The sequence below is a fragment of the Ruminococcus sp. AF37-20 genome (genome assembly GCF_003460465.1).
GTDB lineage: Bacteria > Bacillota > Clostridia > Oscillospirales > Ruminococcaceae > Hominimerdicola > Hominimerdicola aceti.
On sequence record NZ_QTVE01000005.1, the window covers coordinates 86,192 to 103,389 of the forward strand.

Consider the following 17,198-nt stretch of genomic DNA (forward strand, 5'->3'; position numbering starts at 1 on the left):
TCTTAAATATCGGTTATTTGCTACTGTATAATTAAAGATTTGGAAGAAGGTAAACAGAATATGAATATTGATGTCAGAGATACAGAGATTATTATTGATAGTAAGGTCTTGGCGTTTCCGGCTTCTTTCAGCGATTTACAGGACATACTTGGAGAAGCAAGGATCGTTCCGAAAAATGATAGAGCCAACTATTATATTTTCGACAAGTTGGGCATAACTTTTTGCGATGTCGACGAGAGGTATCTTAAACGCAGAAAAGCTTTTATTGACAAAGAGCATCTGATATCTTATGTGACTTTTTTTATCGACGACACAGAACTAATGAATGAAGCAGAGATACCAGCAGAGCGTTTTAATGGAAACATCACATTTTTCGGCAGAGAATGGGACAGTCTAAAAAAATCTGATGGATCATCCCAGTATTTTTTCTGCAAAGACGGCGAATATAGATTTGCTCATATTAAGGCTATCATACGTGGAAATGATGATGAATCCAATTACACAGACGGTCGTTTTTCAAAAACACTGTATCTCACATTTGCACCTGAAAGACCAAAATCGACTGAAAACTACAATATATCTGCCCCTCAAGAGGAATGTGTGACCTTTACTAATCTCAATTTCAAACTTGCAGTAATACAGGAACTAATGTATAATATGGAGATTCTTAAACCGTATTTTGATATATATGATTATTTGAAGTTCAAGAAAAGCAAAGCAAATACTGAGACTGAAAAGAACATAAAAGCTGCAGTTGACTTTTTTAAGAACTTGCCTGTTCCGCAAAGACTTGCAAAAGAACTTACAGATATAACCATGTACGGTGGCAACGAGATTTATGGGAATATTGCTCCTTTGTGGGACGGTGAGGACGGAAGATTTGATCTCGACGAAATATCTCCCGATGAACTTAAATGTTTTCCAAATCTCAGAAAAATTAAGCTTATGTCATCAAAACCTGAAAAGATAGTTGCACTGTGCGAAGAATATAATGTTGAGGCAACTACTTAATGTCAGTGTAACAGCACAATTTATAAAATCAGTTTTTTAGTAGAGCAAAAATAAAAACATTAGACCAACGATTTCACAAAATTATCTACTTACAGCAAGGGCAACCTTGCTGTTTTTATTTACCTCTCTCCGTTTTCCACTGATAGTACATTTTGCCATTGTACGGATTCTCCACGATCTCAGGGCGGACGATAGTCTTTTTGCCCTTAGAAATGTAGCTTGTGGACTTGCCGCCAAGAAGTGTCTTGACCTGCGCATCGGAAAGCTCCACGCCATACACCTTAGCGATATTCATACCGCATTTGCCCTTGCAGTAATAGCCGAACTTGCCCCTGATTACCTCAGCACCGCATTTCGGGCATCTTCCGGCAGGCTCATGGCTGTCCGAAAGTGTAACAGACTTATCCGCCGAGCCGTATTTCCTGCACATTTCAGCCACAAACTGCTGAATGCCGGACATAAAGACCGATTCGGGCAGGCTGCCGTGTTCGATCTGCTGTAACTTCGACTCCCATTCCGCCGTCAGCTTTGCCGACTTCACTTCATCGGGAACAACAGTAATAAGCTCTCTGCCTTTATCCGTAGAACGGAGCTTTTTGCCGTCACGCTCTACATAGCCGTTCTTGACAAGTGCTTCAATAGTGGCAGCTCTTGTCGCAGGAGTACCGAGTCCCTTTTTCTCCGTGTCCTCGGCATAGTCCTCGTTGCCTGCACGTTCCATAGCGGATAACAGCGTATCTTCAGTGTAGGGCTTCGGCGGACTTGTGAAGTGTTCGCCCTTGCTTGCCTTTGCGGTAAAGTTCTGTCCCTCGGATACCGCAGGCAGAGCCTTTTCATCATTCTTCTTGTCGGACTGCTTGGCGTAGGCTTTCCAACCAATATCAAGGACAGTCCTGCCGTTTGCCGTGAACTCCGCACCATTGCAGATACCTGTCAGCTTCACAGCTTCATACTTGTGAGCCGGAGCCGTTGCACAGATCAGCTTTGTAGCAATAAGGGTGAGAATATTTTTCTCCCCTGTCGGTAGGGAGGAGGTATCTGTTGAAGCAATTTTGCTTGTGGGGATAATAGCGTGATGCCCTGAAACTTTGCTGTTATTGATAACCTTAGAAATATCGGGAGTATGGGATATAGCAAATCCGAAGATATTATCGCAGAGCCATAGCACATCAAAAGCCGTCTGCGCCATATCATCGCTGAGATACTGGCTGTCGGTACGGGGATATGTGACGAGCTTACCCTCATAAAGCGACTGCGTATAGTCAAGCGTCTGCTGCGCTGTATACCCGTAAGCCTTGTTTGCTTCTCTTTGAAGTGTGGTCAGATCATAGAGCTTCGGAGCTTTTTCGGTCTTTACTTCACGCTTTACCGAGCAGATCGTGACCGTTTTGCTATCACAGGCAGATACAAGCGTATCAGCGTTAGCTTCATCATCAATTCTTGCAGAAGAAAGAATGAAATCACCGCAGTTAAGGTCAGCGGTAAAATACTTCTGCTTGACGAAATGCTCAACATCATGGTCACGCTGAACGATCATCGCAAGCGTGGGAGTTTGCACTCTGCCGATATTCAGCTTACCGCCGTAACGGACGGAGAACAGCCGAGAGCCGTTCATGCCCACAAGCCAGTCTGCTTTCGCCCTGGCATAGCCTGCATCGAACAGGCAGTCATAAGCGGACATAGGCTTCATATTGGTGAGCGCCTTGCGGATAGCCGACTCCTCAAGAGAGGATACCCATAAACGCTTCACAGGCTTGCGGCACCGAGCCATATTATAGACATAGCGGAAGATACATTCGCCCTCACGGTCAGCATCGGTAGCACAGATGATCTCCGTCACATCACCCCTGTTCATCAGGTCTTTGATGATATTGTATTGAGCCTTTGTGCTGTCAGTGACCTTAAACAGCCACTTTTCGGGAATCATCGGTAGCTGCGAAAAGCTCCACTTCTGTTCCCAGCCGTTGCCGTAGCCATTCGGATATTTCAGTCCGACCAAGTGACCGACACACCATGACACGATATAGCCGTTTCCCTCGGTGTAGCCTTTCTGAACCTTGTCCGCACCGACCACGGAACTGATTGCACGGGAAACGGAGGGCTTTTCGCCCACGATCAAAATTGACATTATTTTCATTCCTTTCGATTTCTATTTTCCAAATTCTTGATTTTTTCGATTTTGGGAAACAGAATTGATTTACCAAATATTTTCTCCTATTTTTGTTCCTAAATTGTTGACATTTCTCCTAAATAGGAGTATAATATAGGAGAACAAAAATTTAGTAGTAGGAGAAAAACAATGCGAAAATTCGATTATTCAAAATTTGAAAATTGCTTGTGGGATAACGAAATACTCCGCTATCTCACCCAGATACATGAACACAAGGGCAGACAAGAGCTTTTTTCCCGTCAGAAGCCCGTTGAATTAGAAAAACTTACCGAAGTTGCAAAGGTTCAGTCCGTGGAATCATCTAACCGTATCGAGGGTATCATAACAACAAGCACCCGTATCGGTCAGATTGTCAAGGAGAAAACCACACCGAAGAACCGTGATGAAAAGGAGATCGCAGGATACCGTGATGTTCTGAATACCATTCACGAAAGCCACGATTATATTTCCATCACAAGCAACATCATTCTTCAGCTTCACCGTGACCTGACTAAATACTCCGAATCAGGCTTAGGCGGTACTTATAAGATCACGCAGAATTATCTGAAGGAGACTCGCCCCGACGGTTCTGAATTTATCCGCTTCACACCTGTTCCGCCCTATGAAACTGCACCTTGTATTGAAGCGATATGCGAGAATTATAAACAGGCTACCCAATCCGAGAAGATTGATCCGCTTCTCCTTATTCCTGTTTTTATCCATGATTTTCTCTGTATCCACCCGTTCAATGACGGAAACGGCAGAATGAGCCGACTTCTGACATTACTGCTTTTGTACCGAAACGGCTATGAAGTCGGAAAGTATATCAGTATCGAGAAGCATATCGAAAAAACAAAAGGTGCATATTATGACGCTCTGGAAGAAGCATCAAAGGGCTGGCATGAGGAAACTGACGATCCTACGCCATTCATCAAATATATGCTGGGCGTTGTTCTTGCCTGCTATCGTGAATTTGAGGAACGGGTGCAGATAATAGGCGAATCTACCGCCATTGAGATCAAAGGCGGCAAGCCGAAAAGCGTTGCTGTTAAAAGCAAAGCCTATGACATCGTTAAAGCAGCGGTAGACACAAAAGTCGGAAAGTTCACCAAGAAAGAAATTGCGAATATCTGCCCAAGTATCAGTGAAAAGTCGGTTGAAGCTGCTCTCAGAAAGCTCGTCGATGAGCAATACATTGAACGTCACGGAACCGGAAAGAACAGCTTTTATGCTAAAGTTTCCTCCTAAAGAGTTCGGTTCTCCTAAAAACGCCGTGCTTTTAGGAGAAAGAATTTGTTAGGAGAATAATTAGGAGTATCGTATCCAACCTACCAAGCACATTTCCCATCATGGGGAGTGTGCTTTTATTCTTCTAACAACAGCCAGTAAAAATCTTCTTTTGTGAGATTGCAGTATGTCTTTCGGCTTTTTTCTTCTTTGCGGATATACCCTGCTTTGAGAAACGCATCACAAATTTGGTCAATTTTCGTTGAGCCAGCATCAATCACATAGATCAGATCGGTCTTATAAAACGCTCCGTGGCGGAGCATCCAAATCAGCAGCGTTTCGATTTCATAACGGGAAATGCCACGAATTTTAATACTGCTCAAAGGAGCGTACTTCCTGACAGGAGGCGGTACGACTTCTTTCTTGACACACTCTTTGTTTTCCTTCTGCGGCAAAGGCTTCTCTTTTTCATGAGGTTCGTCAGGAACTTCGCACTTTTCAGCAGGAACTTCTTCGCTGATAGTATACTCTTGACCAATATCATAAGGAGTCACGGCTCCACTTGCCGGCGCAAGACACCAGTCATCAGGCTCGTCCATATTATCGTAGAACCTGTAATCGTCCTCATCATCGTCGGAGCCGATGCCGTCATCGTCCTCGTCGCCATACTTCTCACGCATACGTTCATTTACCTCGCCATTGCACTCACCGAGCTTATATGCAGCGAAGGCGATACCGCCCACAACACCGAGCTTCACGATACCCTTGATGATCTTCTTTGCGTTCATAATAAATGTTCCTCCATGATTTTAGTATTCTACGGGTTTACCGTAGTTGATTTTCTTGATACTTGTGATATTGGAACTCAGGTCAAGCCCGTTCCAGTTATAGTAGCCCCAACTGCCGCTGAAAGCTACGCAGGGTGGAAGTGAATTATCATCATAAATGAATTCTATGATACACTTGCCGTTGCCCTCACCGCCGAACCAATGATAGCGTCCCTCGCCGTCATCAGCATAGCCTTTGCTGTCGCAAATCTTGACGGTAAACTGCTGTCCTGTTTCGTTGGTGACGAGAAATCTGTCTCCGCAGTATCCGTACCATACGCCCATAGCACAGCAGTAATCGCCATACTCATCACGCATGATACCCGTTCTGGTAATAGTGTCTACGGTACTGCCTTGAATAGCGTCCCACGAAGGACTCCGTGTTAAGCCTGATTTTCGCTCGCCACAATAGCACGAATCCCAGCCTTCTTCATCGGGAAACTCATAGATCACTTCAACCGTTTCCGTCTTGCCGTCAGCACTTGAAGTTTTTACAGTGTATCCGTCCTGTTCTTCCTCAGAAAGAACAGGCTCGACCGTCACCGTGTACTCAGTACCCTCACGCAGACCTGTTATGTAACAGAGGTCATTTGATTTGAACTCAAAGTACATATTATCAGCATAGGCGTAATTATCATCATGAGCCGTGCAGCTCACATAATAGTCACGGTCAGGCTCGGAGTCCCAAGTGACTTTCAGGCATGATACGGAAATAGTCGATACATTCAGGTTATCCGCTGTCAGCTCGACCGGTTCCAGTTCTGCCAGTGTACCCGAAAACTCCATGATGAAGCCCATAACAAGGCTCAGTGCTTTCCGCTGAAATTCAGGATCAAACATCTTCATCACGCTCCTTTTCCGATCTCAGGAGCGTTTTCGTCAGAAGATACGGCACTCCGAACAGCAGACCGAGTATCGCTGTCACCGCCAGTATCACAGGCAGATGTTCCGTTAAGGCTGAGTAGTCTATCACGTTTCTTTTCCTCTTTCTCCTTTGCTTTCATCTCCTTGACGAAAGCACGGTATTTCGCTGTATATTCATAGGATTTACCGAAGATATTGACCGCCGCCTTATACAACATCGGCTCATTCTGCTCAATGATCGCAAGCTCCTCATTGATATGTTTGCTGAACGGACAGCCTACACAGCCTGTTCTCCTCAGTCCGTATTCGGTATAGCACCGAGAGTGCGTAACGCCGAACATTTCTTCATAGTCACGCTTATCGCCGTCTGTATACCAAAAGACCGGGCGGAATGTATTGCACCCCTTTGACTTGCACTCGGAAAAACAAGTCTTGAAAGCCGCCGAACGGATACCGCCCTCGGACTGTCGGATACCCGTAATATCAAGGTCAGCTTCAAGCTCCTTGACAATACGCTTTGCCGGTTTCTTTTTTGAAAACTCACAGCACTTGTTGGAGATGGGGAAATCCGGCTGATTCGCCATGATAAACTGTTTCAGATAGCGGTTGCGTTCTATGCTGAATCTGCTGATTTTCTGATAGCCGTCCTTGTCGGAATATCGCTCTCCGCACCACCATTGCAGAGCAGTCTTGCACTGAGGATATTTCTGCAACAGCACTTCAAGCGGTTCATCTTCCCACTGAAAATTGTGTTTCTGCAAACGCATCATCTGTTCCGAGACATATTTCGACAGGAAAGGAACACCATACTCACGCACACAGGTCGGAATAGGCTTATCGGGCTTCAAGCGGATAATCTCGATACCGTATTTTTGTTCAAGGAAATCGAGATGCTCCTTTGTTGCGGAGTATTCAAGCCCGGTATCTATCCAAAAATACTTGACCTTGCCGTCCTCATCGACCTTGTGGATCATGTCAAGCACAATATCGCTGTCCGAACCGCCGCTGATACTGCAAACAGGAGTATAAGACCGCATCAAAATACGCTGTGCCTTGCAAAAGGCTGTATAGATAGTGTAATTATTGTTGTCGGTACAGGTTTTCAGGAGTTCTTCATTCATCACGAAGTCCTCCCAAAATGTGGGCGATCACATCGACCGTCCAGCCGTTGCCGATACATTTGTAACGCTGCGTGTTGGATATGCCTGCGGTGTAGTTGTCGGGAAGCGTCTGCAAACGCTCTGCTTCTATGGGTGTTAGCTTGCGGATAATATAGTCACCGTCAGGGAGATCAATCTTATACAGACCTGTCTTTGCACCCTGACCACCGCCGTTTGCGGAGAGTGTGACCGATTTTCCGCGCACGGAATAAATACGCTGTCCCTGTCCGCCCTTGCCGTAATGTCCGACACGGACGGGAGTGCAGATCAGCGAATCTTTCTGAACCGTTGTCAGGCAGTTGGATTTTCCGTCCTCACGCACTTCAATATGCTGTTCGGTATTTTTACCGTCAACATACCGTCCGCGCTGGGCGGCACCCATCGGCATAGCGACTGCTGTTGTACCGCCGTTGAAGCCCGAATTTTTTATAATTGTTGCTTCACCGTACTTGTGATAGCCTGCCATGACAGTACGGGACTTGTCCGTATCCTGATATGTATTGATCGGGATAGGCTCTGCAACCATAGTCCGCTGCTTGCGTTCCAGAGTGTTATACAGCACCGCACCGTTATAGGAGGAAGTCATACAGTAGGACTTGTCCTGCCACGGCAGACCGCTTTCAAGCACATCTTTCAGCAAAATGCCCTTATCTTCGGGAAAAGAAATAAACGGGATATTCGTCCAGTAACAGCGTTTGCGGTTCTGCGCCGAAACAAGCGCGGAGTTTATCATAATAGGCTCTACGCCGAGAGCCTTGCTGATCTCGTCCTTGATGTTCTGGTGAACGGAGTAGTTGTTCTCATATAAGAAGTATCTACACCCACTTTCATGGAGGGCCCTCACATATTCCTTAAAGAGCCTGAATCCCTCGCCGTTGCAGTCAACTTCTCTGTCCTTTTTGGCGATAGACCAATAGGTACAGGGCGAACCGCCAAGAAGCAGATCATAGCCCTTGAACTTCGTAAAGTCGCCGTCATATACATTCCCGTGATGAACGATTACGGGGAAATTACGTTTTGAGACCGTGACGGCATATTTGTCAATCTCAAAGGCATCATAGCACTCCACGGGTATGCCTGCCCTCAGCAGAGCAAGCATACCGCAGGAAATGCCGTCAAATAGGCTTAAAACTTTCATTAGACAAATTCTCTCTCTTTTCTCATTGTCTCACGTTGTTCTGTTGTCGGGAACTTTGAATCCATTGGGTTCAAAGTCGGTCAGTCGTTGTAGTAATCCTCACAAAGATCGTCGTAGTTCTCCTGAAGCTCCTCAAACTCCTCGCAGAGCTTTTCATACTTCTCACGGATAACCGTGCTGTTCTGATTGACCTTCTGAGCGAGGGTTGCAGTCTCCTCAGCAATGCTGACCATTGACTTTGCACCGTCAATGAAGCCTGCAAAGTGACTGGACTTATAGCCGTTATCGAACCACTTGCGTCTGTGATTATCAACGATCTTTGAACCTGCGCCCACCGCTGCGGCAGTACCTACCGCAGCCATAATACCGATACCGATCTTATTCATCATTCTCATTCTTTTGTCCTCTCTTTCTTATTCTTCATCGTCCTGATGATCGTAGAAATTCATCTCGTCCTCATCTTCTTCGGCAATCTCAGTTTCATCGTCAAACTCAGGCTCGAACTTAGCCGCAGTCTTATTACCGCCGTTCTTTTTCTTCATCATGAAGAAGCCTGCACCGCCGACACCGATCAAAGCGAGTGCGCCGAAAACGAGCATCATACTGTTCTTGCTCATGGGGACAGGCTTTGCCTGAGCTGCCGGTTCAGATGTATCTTCGCCGTCCTCGGCAGTTTCAGCAGTCTCGCCGTCAGTTGCACTTCCGGTCACTCTGCCGTTTGCTTTTTCAGCGGCCTGATGTGCCTGTTCGGGGGTGATCTTGCTATCCTCATCATCGCCTGCATAAAGAAGGGCGTAGAGGTCATAGTCGTCCACTTTGTTCAGGAAAAATACCTGGTCTTCGGCATTTTTCGCAGAATAGTTGATAAGCACATAGAACACATGACCATCCTTCGTTGTCACAGCGATGAACTGCATTTCTTCCGTATTGTAAATGATCTGTTCCGACTTGATAAGGGTAGCGTTGCCGTCCGTATCATAATAGGGATCGCCGTCATAGTCGGTATTGACCTCCGTTGTCCCTGCCTCGGCAAGGTCGCTCATGACCTCACGGAACTTCTCCATATCATCGGCAGTTACCGTTGTAACAGAGCTATCGTCCGCAGGCTCAGAAGTCGTTGTTTCCGTAGTCTCCACAGAGCTATCATCATCGACAGCAGTAGTCTCGTCTGTTCCTTCCTCGGCAACCGTCTTTTCCGCAGCTGAAGCGGTCACACCGCCGACGCTTGCTGTTGCGAGCATAAATGCTGCAAGCATAGCGCTAAAAAATCTTGCTTTCATTTGTTTCCTCCTCGGAATTTGTATTTATCGTAATTTCGCCTTTTGCAAGAGCTTCAAGCATATCGTCCGTGATACCCTGTGAACGCAGTCGCATAAGCGTATCATGCTCTTTTGTAACGAGCGTGTTTACGTCCTTGATCTCACAGCTAAAGACCACAGCAAGCTGAGAGTGTTCAAGCACCCTTGCTTCGGACTCCAGTTTTGCAAGTTCCTCTTTGTCGGATTGCATACGCTTTCGCAGGAAGTCCTGACGCTGGTGATTTTCAGCTATTTTTTTGTCTATTCGCTCCATAGCTCCTCCTTTAGTACAGCACAAGGCGAGGATCAATATAGTCCCAACCGTAGCCGTCAGTATCTATGTAAACGTGGAAATTGACATTTCCTGCCGTTGTTTTTGCGAAGTCCTGTCCGTCATTGACCGTATCGCCCTCGGAAAAGCCGCTTAACAGCACGGCGTTTGCGATAGTGACCTCGGTATCACGCTTCGTTCCTCCCGTACCGTCATACCAATACTCCACATCGTCCTTGCGGACAGTGATCTTGTTCTCACCGGTATCGACATCGGTGATCTTACATTTGAATGGAGCTTTCAGCGTATCGCCGTTGCTGCAATAGACCTTGATACCCTGATACAGTCCGTCACTATCTTCATTCCAACCAGTCATTTCGTACCCGAACTCACGCTTTAGCGAGTAGTTACGGACAGTAGGCCCCGGAAGAAGATTGTGAAGTGTCTGATGATTGCCGTACATCGTGCCGGAGCCGTCCGTGCCCACAAGCAGGCTGTAATACTGCAAGCGTTCATCGGAATGCGACATACTGCCGAGCTTTTCAGCTATGACCTCGTCAAAGGTCTTGTTCTGCTTCACGTTGTAGTAGAGTTTGCATTCTGTTTTCCAGTATTGCTTCTGTACATATCCGTACAGTGCGGAGCAATCATCGTCACCGAGCCAAGCTCTTGCATCAGCTTCGGTAATCATGAACCACGCATCATCATCTGTCCAACCGTAGAACGAGCGGTATTGATTGTTTCCGTCATGATTGCGGAAGAAGAAGTTTCCGTCACCGTCTATCCAGTAGAACGGCGATACCGTATGTGCGCCGTCTGCAAAATAACGGTTATCAAGCACATAATAGCCTGTCAGAGCATAGCTCTTATTGGCATTCAGCACCCGGTAATTGCCGTTCAGGTAGCAGTAACCATCACCGTCAAGATACTGTCCAAGCTCTGAAGTGTAGGAAGTTGGCTTGAACTTGTATGTCCATGAACCGTTGCTTTTGCTTGCGGACTGTTCGCAGTAGTAATAACTGCCGTCCGTACTGCTTCCGCCGCCGAAATAGACATAATCGTCAAGTTCCTCCCAACGGGATTGATTGTCATACCAATACACAAACTCATATTCATCATCGAAGATTTCTTCAAGCAGATCTTCTGTATCGCCGTCGAACTCCCAATAGTAAATATCATCGTTATCAGCATCGAAATCGTAGTAATAAGCACAGAGGAATGACCACAGCTTGTAGCAGTCAAAATCATACTGCGGAGTCCAGTCATAAACCGAGGATTGTCCCCATACCCATTCATCAGGGGTATCTTCCAAGTCGCCGGTATTCGCACCGAATGCCGCAAGTCCGCTTTGCCAATCCGTAGAACTGCCGACCTTTCGTATTTTCTGGTTGAGGTTATAGGCAAGCTCCGTGTAATATTTCTCAGCTTCACTCAGGTCATAATCCTGCGCTGCATATGTGCCGAGCGTAAAACCGCTGTTGGAGGAAGTAGCTGAGAATATCATCGTCAATATCGCAAATACAAGCAATATCACAATGACAGGTATCGCCATAGTAAGAAAAAACTTCTTGACCTCAACCTCGTAGACATTCTTCACGAATTTCCAAGCCGCTTTCAGAGTCGCCGAGATCGTGTCCTTTACGCCCTTTTTCTTTGACTTCGGTTTGGGTTTCTTCTTCCGCTTCTTGTAGCTGTCATGTTTCTCTTTCAGCTTGCTTTCCTGACGGTTCAGCTTCTTGTCGGATTTGCTCTTTTTATCGCTCAGGAGATCACGCTGTTTCTCCTTCTTATGCAATCGCTGGGGCTTGCTCACTTTCTGAGCAACAGGTTCAGCGATACGCCGTTTTGCGGAGTCGATAGCATGAACAAAATCGTTGTCCTGATCTACGTTGACCGCCTTTTGCCAAGCCGATGCCTTCATTCGTCCTGCGCTGTATGTGGCTGGCTTCAATATCAGCAGTCCCGGCTTACTGAGCTTTGCGATCTTCTTCTGATTGCGGTATTCCTTGACACGGAATTTGTTTTCCGTCACGAGCTGTTTTTTCTCAAATTTCAGCTCGCGCTTTGTTTGCTTGTAGGCTTGCAGCCGGCGCTTGTTCATTGCCTTGCGGAGCTTATTTCCGTGTGCAGGCTTTACCTTTGCCCGATACTCCGCTTTCGCTTTCCGCAGATCGGCGGAATTGGCACAGAGCTTCGGACGGTTCGTTTTTGCCCGATACAGCTTGTTATCCGCCTTTTTGAGCTGTAACTTTGCCTTTTCGAGCTTGTACTGCTTCTTGGTTTTCAGGTGACTGTGAACGCCCTTGACAGCATCAGTCGCCGTCCGTCCCATGAGAAATACTCCACGGTGATAATCGTCAACCGCTTCACGGGTATATTTCTGTTTGAGTTTGCTGCGGACTTCACGCTGGGCAGTATCCGATACTTTCAGCCCTACCGTTTCTGTCGCAAGAGCCGTATCTACCGCCGTCTGCGCTACATCATGTACTGCAAAATTGACCGCACGGGCATTCGCCTTGAACAGCTTGCCCTTAAAGGTCTTAGGCTGCCATGATTTGATCGTCCTTGTGACCGAGGGAGCATCACCCGTAATACGGTATTTTGCATTTGCAAACTTGTGAATGATACCCCTGCCGCCGTGGTGCGTTTTCTCACCACGAAGGATATGGGCACGGGTATGAAAGCGACCTCTGCTGTTCTGTTCACGGCGGAAGTCTATCTGAAACTGCTTCGACCGTCTGCTGACTTTATCGAAACGCGCCTGCGCTCTGCGGAGGTTATTTTCTTTTCGTTGTAAGCTCATAAATCCTCCATTCTGCGCAGTTTATGCAAGGTCAGCGGGACGGGTTGTCATAAGGCGATACATCTGCGTATCCTGCGGAAATTTATCCGTAAACGGCAGTAACACCTTATCATAACGGATAAGTCCTTCGCCCGGACCGCTGTTCGTGACATACTTCATCTGCTCTTTGGAAATGTGCAGTTTCTCGGCAAGAATGTCCCTGTCACCGGCTGCCTGATTGAGCATATACACGAAGTCCGAGTTATCAAAGATATTCTCGACCTCCTGAGAAGAAAGCAAGTCCTTGACATTCTGCGTGATACCTGTCGGAACTCCGCCCCATTTACGGAAACGCTTCCATATCTCAGCGGAATATTTCGCAGTCTGCTCCTCTTTCAGAAGCAAGTGGAATTCATCGATGTAGTAGCGGGTGATCTTCTTTTTCTCACGGTTAGCGGAAACTCTGTTCCAAACCGTATCCTGAACGATCAGCATACCGACCTTTTTGAGCTGGTTGCCAAGTTCCTTAATATCAAAGCAGATGATACGATTGCTCATATCAATGTTTGTGCGGTGATTGAAAAGGTTCTGAGAACCATTTACAAACATTTCAAGGCTGTTCGCCACACGCAGAGCGACTTCACCCTCCTCATGAAGCTCTCGCTGTAAGTCGGAGAGAAGCGGCATCTTGTCCTCAGTCGGTTCGTTTTCGATAAAATGCTTGTAGATACGCTGAACGCACTTATCAATGACCGAACGTTCCTCAGCGGAAAGTCCGTAGCGACCGCCGACAATGATCTCGCACAAGCTGATAAGAAAATCACTCTTGTTTGCAATGACTTCCATCGGATTGGTGAACATATACTCATCAATGGTAATGTCCATCGGGTTGATGTGCTGTTCGGAATTGCTGGCGATACGGATAAGCTGTCCGTGGAGTGCCGATACAAGCGGAAAATATTCACCTTCGGGATCGCAGATGATAATATCATCGAGCGTAGTAAGGAAACAGTCGAGGATTTCACGCTTGACACTGAAGCTCTTGCCGGCACCCGGCGTACCGAGGATAAGCCCGTTCGGGTTCTTTAATCGGGAGCGATTTGCTCTTATCATGTTGCCCGACAGCGTATTGATACCGTAGTAGGTAGCCTGTCCGTCCTGAAACAGCTCTTTGGTGGTAAACGGCACGAAAATCGCTATGCCCGAAGTGTGCATTTCTCTCCGCACAGGAATCTCGTTATACCCGATAGGCAGTGTGGATACAAGCGTCTGCTCCTGCCGATAGTCATAAGGGAACATCGTGCAGTTGTTCTTCTGGCACGTTCTTTTCAGCATCTCAGAAAGAAGTTTCAGCTCTTTCTTCGATTTTGCGTATGCCCTGAGCGAAATGCTGATATGAAACAGTCGCTCGTTTTTGCTGTTCAGGTCACCGAGGAGCTTTTCAATGTCCTCGATATACATCTTGATCGCAGGAGGCAGAATATCGGGATCATAGCCGGACTGCGATGCCTTTTTCTGCTCGTCGATCTTCATCTGCTCAACGTTAGTGAGCTTTTTCTTGACGAATTTGAGGGCGTCTATCTGATCCAGCGGTTCAACATGAATGTTCACGCAGAAAAGGTTCTGCATTTCAAGGAAGTCCTTGAGAATTTCATCGGGCAGCTCTCCGGCGAGGATATTCATACCCCATACTGCGCCGTAGGCATTGCCGATCTCAAAATCGGACTTATTGAATTTCAGCGAGGGCGGACAGATAAAATCTTTTGTGTCCATTCCTGCCCTCAGCATAGAGTCCCAATCGAAAATGAATGGGGAATTTCTGTAAGGGTTCAGGGCATAATACAGCGCTTCAAGTCTCTGCCTGCCGTCCAGTACCTCAGCATCAACGCCAAAGGCTTTGAAGCCCTTGATTACGTCATTCTTGATACTCATCAGCTTTGCCCTTGCTGCCTTATAGCTGGTGCTTTCGATACCGAATGTCAGGAACTTACGAGCTGACTGACCGTTACTGCCTTTGAGCAGCTTATCAGTGAGCATTTCGCTGTATTCCTTGCGGATAGCGTTGAAATCATCGTCCTGTTCGGGTATCTGAACCGTCTTGACGAGCTTTGCCTTTGAACGGTTCTGATTTTCAAAGGTAAGCTGGAATTTGATCGTGTTATCGAAAAGATTGATAATGTCACAGTATTTGCTGAAAATGTTGTTCTGCTCCTCAAATTCAGCGATAGAGTAGTTGGCATCGTAAAACTGCACCGTCAGAGAAAAGAAATTCTCCGACACCTGACACACGCCGTCCTGATACATACACAGGTACGGAATGGTGTTCTGCACAGTCGATTTACCGCCGTTTTCACTCCTGATCTCCGCCATTCGTGCGGATAAAATCTTTTTTTCCTCTTTTGTCAGTTTAGAGGCAGGCTTGCCCATGATAACCTTAGCAGAACTGCGGTTATCACTTCTTTTGGCATTTTTCTTTCTAAAGCCCATTGGAAACCTCCGTTATATGCAAAAGCGGAGATACCGAAAGTTATACTATTATGTATAGGTAAAGCTGTTAGCCTTTTCTTTCGGCATCTGCCAGCTTCTTCTTGATTCTGTTGTATTCGATGTGCCGTTCAATGCACATGAATACGTTGGTTGTGCGGTAATACCGCTTTCGTGGTCTTGTGAAGTATTCACGCATGAACTTCACCTGTTTCTCCAAGAACACGCCGTTTTTCTTGTAAATGCCGCAGAGGATCGCAGGGGCGGCGACCGCCCCCATTGCGAAGATCGCTCCCGACATTCCGATAGACGCTCTTGTCAGAAAATACACGGGCGCACCCAAAACAAGACCGATGCCGAAGCAGATCACCTGACGTTTTGTAAATCCCATGATGAACTTTTCCTTGATGTCGTTCAAGTCCTTCGGGATAGGAACGTAATGTGCCATTTTTGACCTCCGATCTTGTTTTATCGTGCGTTAAAGACTGATTTGCTGATAGCTCCTGTACGGAGAATCGTGAAGATAAGTGCCGCAGTATAGCCAAGAAGCAGTCCCATTTGCAGGATCACGCCGTCTGTACTTGCATTCAGGGCAACGATCGCATTGCTGAACAGCGTCTTGAAAATACCGAGTGCCACCACGATAAAGAAGCCCTGGAAAGAAAGAGCAAGAAGGTGTTTGATCCAGTTCTTACCGATAGAAGCCCATTCACCGCTGTCCATCATGGTTGCCATAGGGATAGGTGCAATGCTGAGATACATAAACACCTCGATGATACGGCTTGCAAGTGTGATAACGATAGCAACTATCAGTATCAGCACCCCAAGATGAACGATCAGGGAAATAAACCACACCGTCATCAGCTCACCCAAGCTCAGACCGCTGAGAGCCGACGGATTGATCGAGAGTGTGGAAGATAGATAATCTCCGGTCCCGAATAGTGTGGCAAGCCCATTGGAGCATACCGTTGTGCCAAACGAGAATAGTGCCGAAGCGATGTAATAGGTGTTGGCGACCAGTATTACACCGCACAAGGCTTTGATGATCCATTTAATGAAGATAGAATCATCGAAGTCCTTGAAGTTATTTCCTCGCAGTACCATCTGTATCAGTTCATTCAGCAGGATAACTGTCAGAATGAAACCGCCGATAGGCACTACGACATTGTTGCAAAGCGTTTCGATCGTTGTCCAGATCGTAGTACCGCCAGTACCTCCGCCGGTGAACTGTGACGGGTGCTGAGTTACGAAGTCATTGACAAGTCCACCGCTGCCGCCTGTTCCCGTTGTTTGCGAGAAAGTGTCGGTCAGTAGGTCGGAAATGCCGTCAAACTGAGACTGGATGCCGTCCTTAAATAAGTCTTTACACCAATCTTCCAGTGCATCGATCGCATCGCTGATAATTCCCATTATTCATCACCTCCAATCGTGGGAGTGACTAAAGGTCTGTCATATTTGACAAGCTGCCGAAGCTCCAGTTTGGAGGGCAGAAGGTCACGGCAGAAATAAGCAGAGCCGAAGTGATTGCCCTTAGTGGTACATTCCATGTTCTGCCGTGTATGATAGTCCACACGCCCGTCAAAGGAGAGCATCTGGATTTCGTTGTTGAAAATCTTATATCTCGCCTTGCCTTGAATACTGTTCACGGGCAGGAGCAGAGCGAAGGGCTTTTGGAAAGAAAATGCTCGTTTCAGTACATCATTCTTTTTGCTGAATGGGGGATTGGACACAAGAATGTCCCAATGTTCGGGTTCATACCTGAAAAAGTCCTGTCCCTCCTTTAAGCTGCTTCGCTCCACTTCATAGCCTTTCTCCGAAAGGAACTGATAGAAAGCGCTCCATTCCTCATCGAACGGACACCATATCTTCTTGTCTTTCGGAAGAAACTCCAGTAACGGTTCTACCGCATAAAATGGTGTGTAGACCTCATCTCCTGCACTTGTTCGGTTCGCTGTCAGATAACCGATGTTTATTCCCATTCTGTCTT

At 46.7% G+C, this 17,198-nt stretch carries 15 protein-coding genes; 2 read left to right on the forward strand and 13 right to left on the reverse strand.

From position 1 onward, the window contains the following. Positions 1-39: 39 nt before the first annotated feature. Positions 40-1,011, forward strand: coding sequence for a hypothetical protein (locus DW015_RS04805; RefSeq protein ID WP_207659356.1), 972 nt, complete (start codon positions 40-42; stop codon positions 1,009-1,011). Positions 1,012-1,126: 115 nt separating this feature from the next. Here the strand turns inward: DW015_RS04805 and DW015_RS04810 are convergent, their stop codons facing one another. Continuing rightward, the gene (locus tag DW015_RS04810; RefSeq protein WP_117904581.1) at positions 1,127-3,139 is read right to left on the reverse strand and encodes a DNA topoisomerase 3; all 2,013 of its coding nucleotides are present in this window, start codon (positions 3,137-3,139) and stop codon (positions 1,127-1,129) included. A 171-nt stretch (positions 3,140-3,310) separates the two neighbouring features. Between DW015_RS04810 and DW015_RS04815 the strand changes: the two genes are divergently transcribed. Continuing rightward, complete coding sequence (locus DW015_RS04815) at positions 3,311-4,408, forward strand: Fic family protein (RefSeq protein WP_117904583.1); 1,098 nt, start codon at positions 3,311-3,313, stop codon at positions 4,406-4,408. A 116-nt stretch (positions 4,409-4,524) separates the two neighbouring features. On the opposite strand, the gene DW015_RS13375 is transcribed toward DW015_RS04815, so the two are convergent. From DW015_RS13375 to DW015_RS04875, 12 genes are all read right to left on the reverse strand, one after another. Beyond that, positions 4,525-5,175, reverse strand: coding sequence for a hypothetical protein (locus DW015_RS13375; protein WP_181979836.1), 651 nt, complete (start codon positions 5,173-5,175; stop codon positions 4,525-4,527). Positions 5,176-5,196: 21 nt separating this feature from the next. Further along, positions 5,197-6,054, reverse strand: coding sequence for a fibronectin type III (locus tag DW015_RS13725; RefSeq protein WP_117904710.1), 858 nt, complete (start codon positions 6,052-6,054; stop codon positions 5,197-5,199). 5 nt (positions 6,055-6,059) lie between these two features. After that, positions 6,060-7,199 (reverse strand): phosphoadenosine phosphosulfate reductase family protein, encoded by a 1,140-nt coding sequence (locus DW015_RS04830; protein ID WP_117904585.1) that lies wholly within the window; start codon positions 7,197-7,199, stop codon positions 6,060-6,062. Then, a complete protein-coding gene (locus DW015_RS04835; RefSeq protein WP_117904586.1) occupies positions 7,192-8,376 on the reverse strand; it encodes a DNA cytosine methyltransferase in 1,185 nt (394 codons plus the stop codon). The genes DW015_RS04830 and DW015_RS04835 overlap by 8 nt, the downstream gene beginning before the upstream one ends. An 80-nt stretch (positions 8,377-8,456) precedes the next feature. Continuing rightward, a complete protein-coding gene (locus tag DW015_RS04840; RefSeq protein WP_117904588.1) occupies positions 8,457-8,771 on the reverse strand; it encodes a hypothetical protein in 315 nt (104 codons plus the stop codon). An 18-nt stretch (positions 8,772-8,789) separates the two neighbouring features. Next, positions 8,790-9,656, reverse strand: a complete 867-nt coding sequence (locus DW015_RS04845) for a CD1107 family mobile element protein (protein WP_117904590.1) — start codon at positions 9,654-9,656, stop codon at positions 8,790-8,792. Then, on the reverse strand, positions 9,637-9,948 hold the full coding sequence (locus DW015_RS04850) for a hypothetical protein (protein WP_117904592.1): 312 nt from the start codon (positions 9,946-9,948) through the stop codon (positions 9,637-9,639). The genes DW015_RS04845 and DW015_RS04850 overlap by 20 nt, the downstream gene beginning before the upstream one ends. A gap of 10 nt (positions 9,949-9,958) precedes the next feature. Next, a complete protein-coding gene (locus DW015_RS04855; RefSeq protein WP_117904593.1) occupies positions 9,959-12,748 on the reverse strand; it encodes a hypothetical protein in 2,790 nt (929 codons plus the stop codon). A 21-nt stretch (positions 12,749-12,769) separates the two neighbouring features. Next, positions 12,770-15,154 carry a DUF87 domain-containing protein gene (locus DW015_RS04860; RefSeq protein ID WP_347501014.1) on the reverse strand — a complete coding sequence of 795 codons (2,385 nt, stop codon included), beginning with the start codon at positions 15,152-15,154 and terminating at the stop codon, positions 12,770-12,772. 127 nt (positions 15,155-15,281) lie between these two features. Further along, complete coding sequence (locus tag DW015_RS04865) at positions 15,282-15,659, reverse strand: PrgI family protein (RefSeq protein ID WP_117904597.1); 378 nt, start codon at positions 15,657-15,659, stop codon at positions 15,282-15,284. A gap of 20 nt (positions 15,660-15,679) precedes the next feature. After that, positions 15,680-16,621 (reverse strand): VirB6/TrbL-like conjugal transfer protein, CD1112 family, encoded by a 942-nt coding sequence (locus DW015_RS04870; RefSeq protein ID WP_117904599.1) that lies wholly within the window; start codon positions 16,619-16,621, stop codon positions 15,680-15,682. Then, positions 16,621-17,190 (reverse strand): tRNA (adenine-N(6)-)-methyltransferase, encoded by a 570-nt coding sequence (locus tag DW015_RS04875; protein ID WP_117904601.1) that lies wholly within the window; start codon positions 17,188-17,190, stop codon positions 16,621-16,623. Before DW015_RS04875 ends, DW015_RS04870 begins: the two co-directional genes overlap by 1 nt. Between the last annotated feature and the right edge of the window lie 8 nt (positions 17,191-17,198).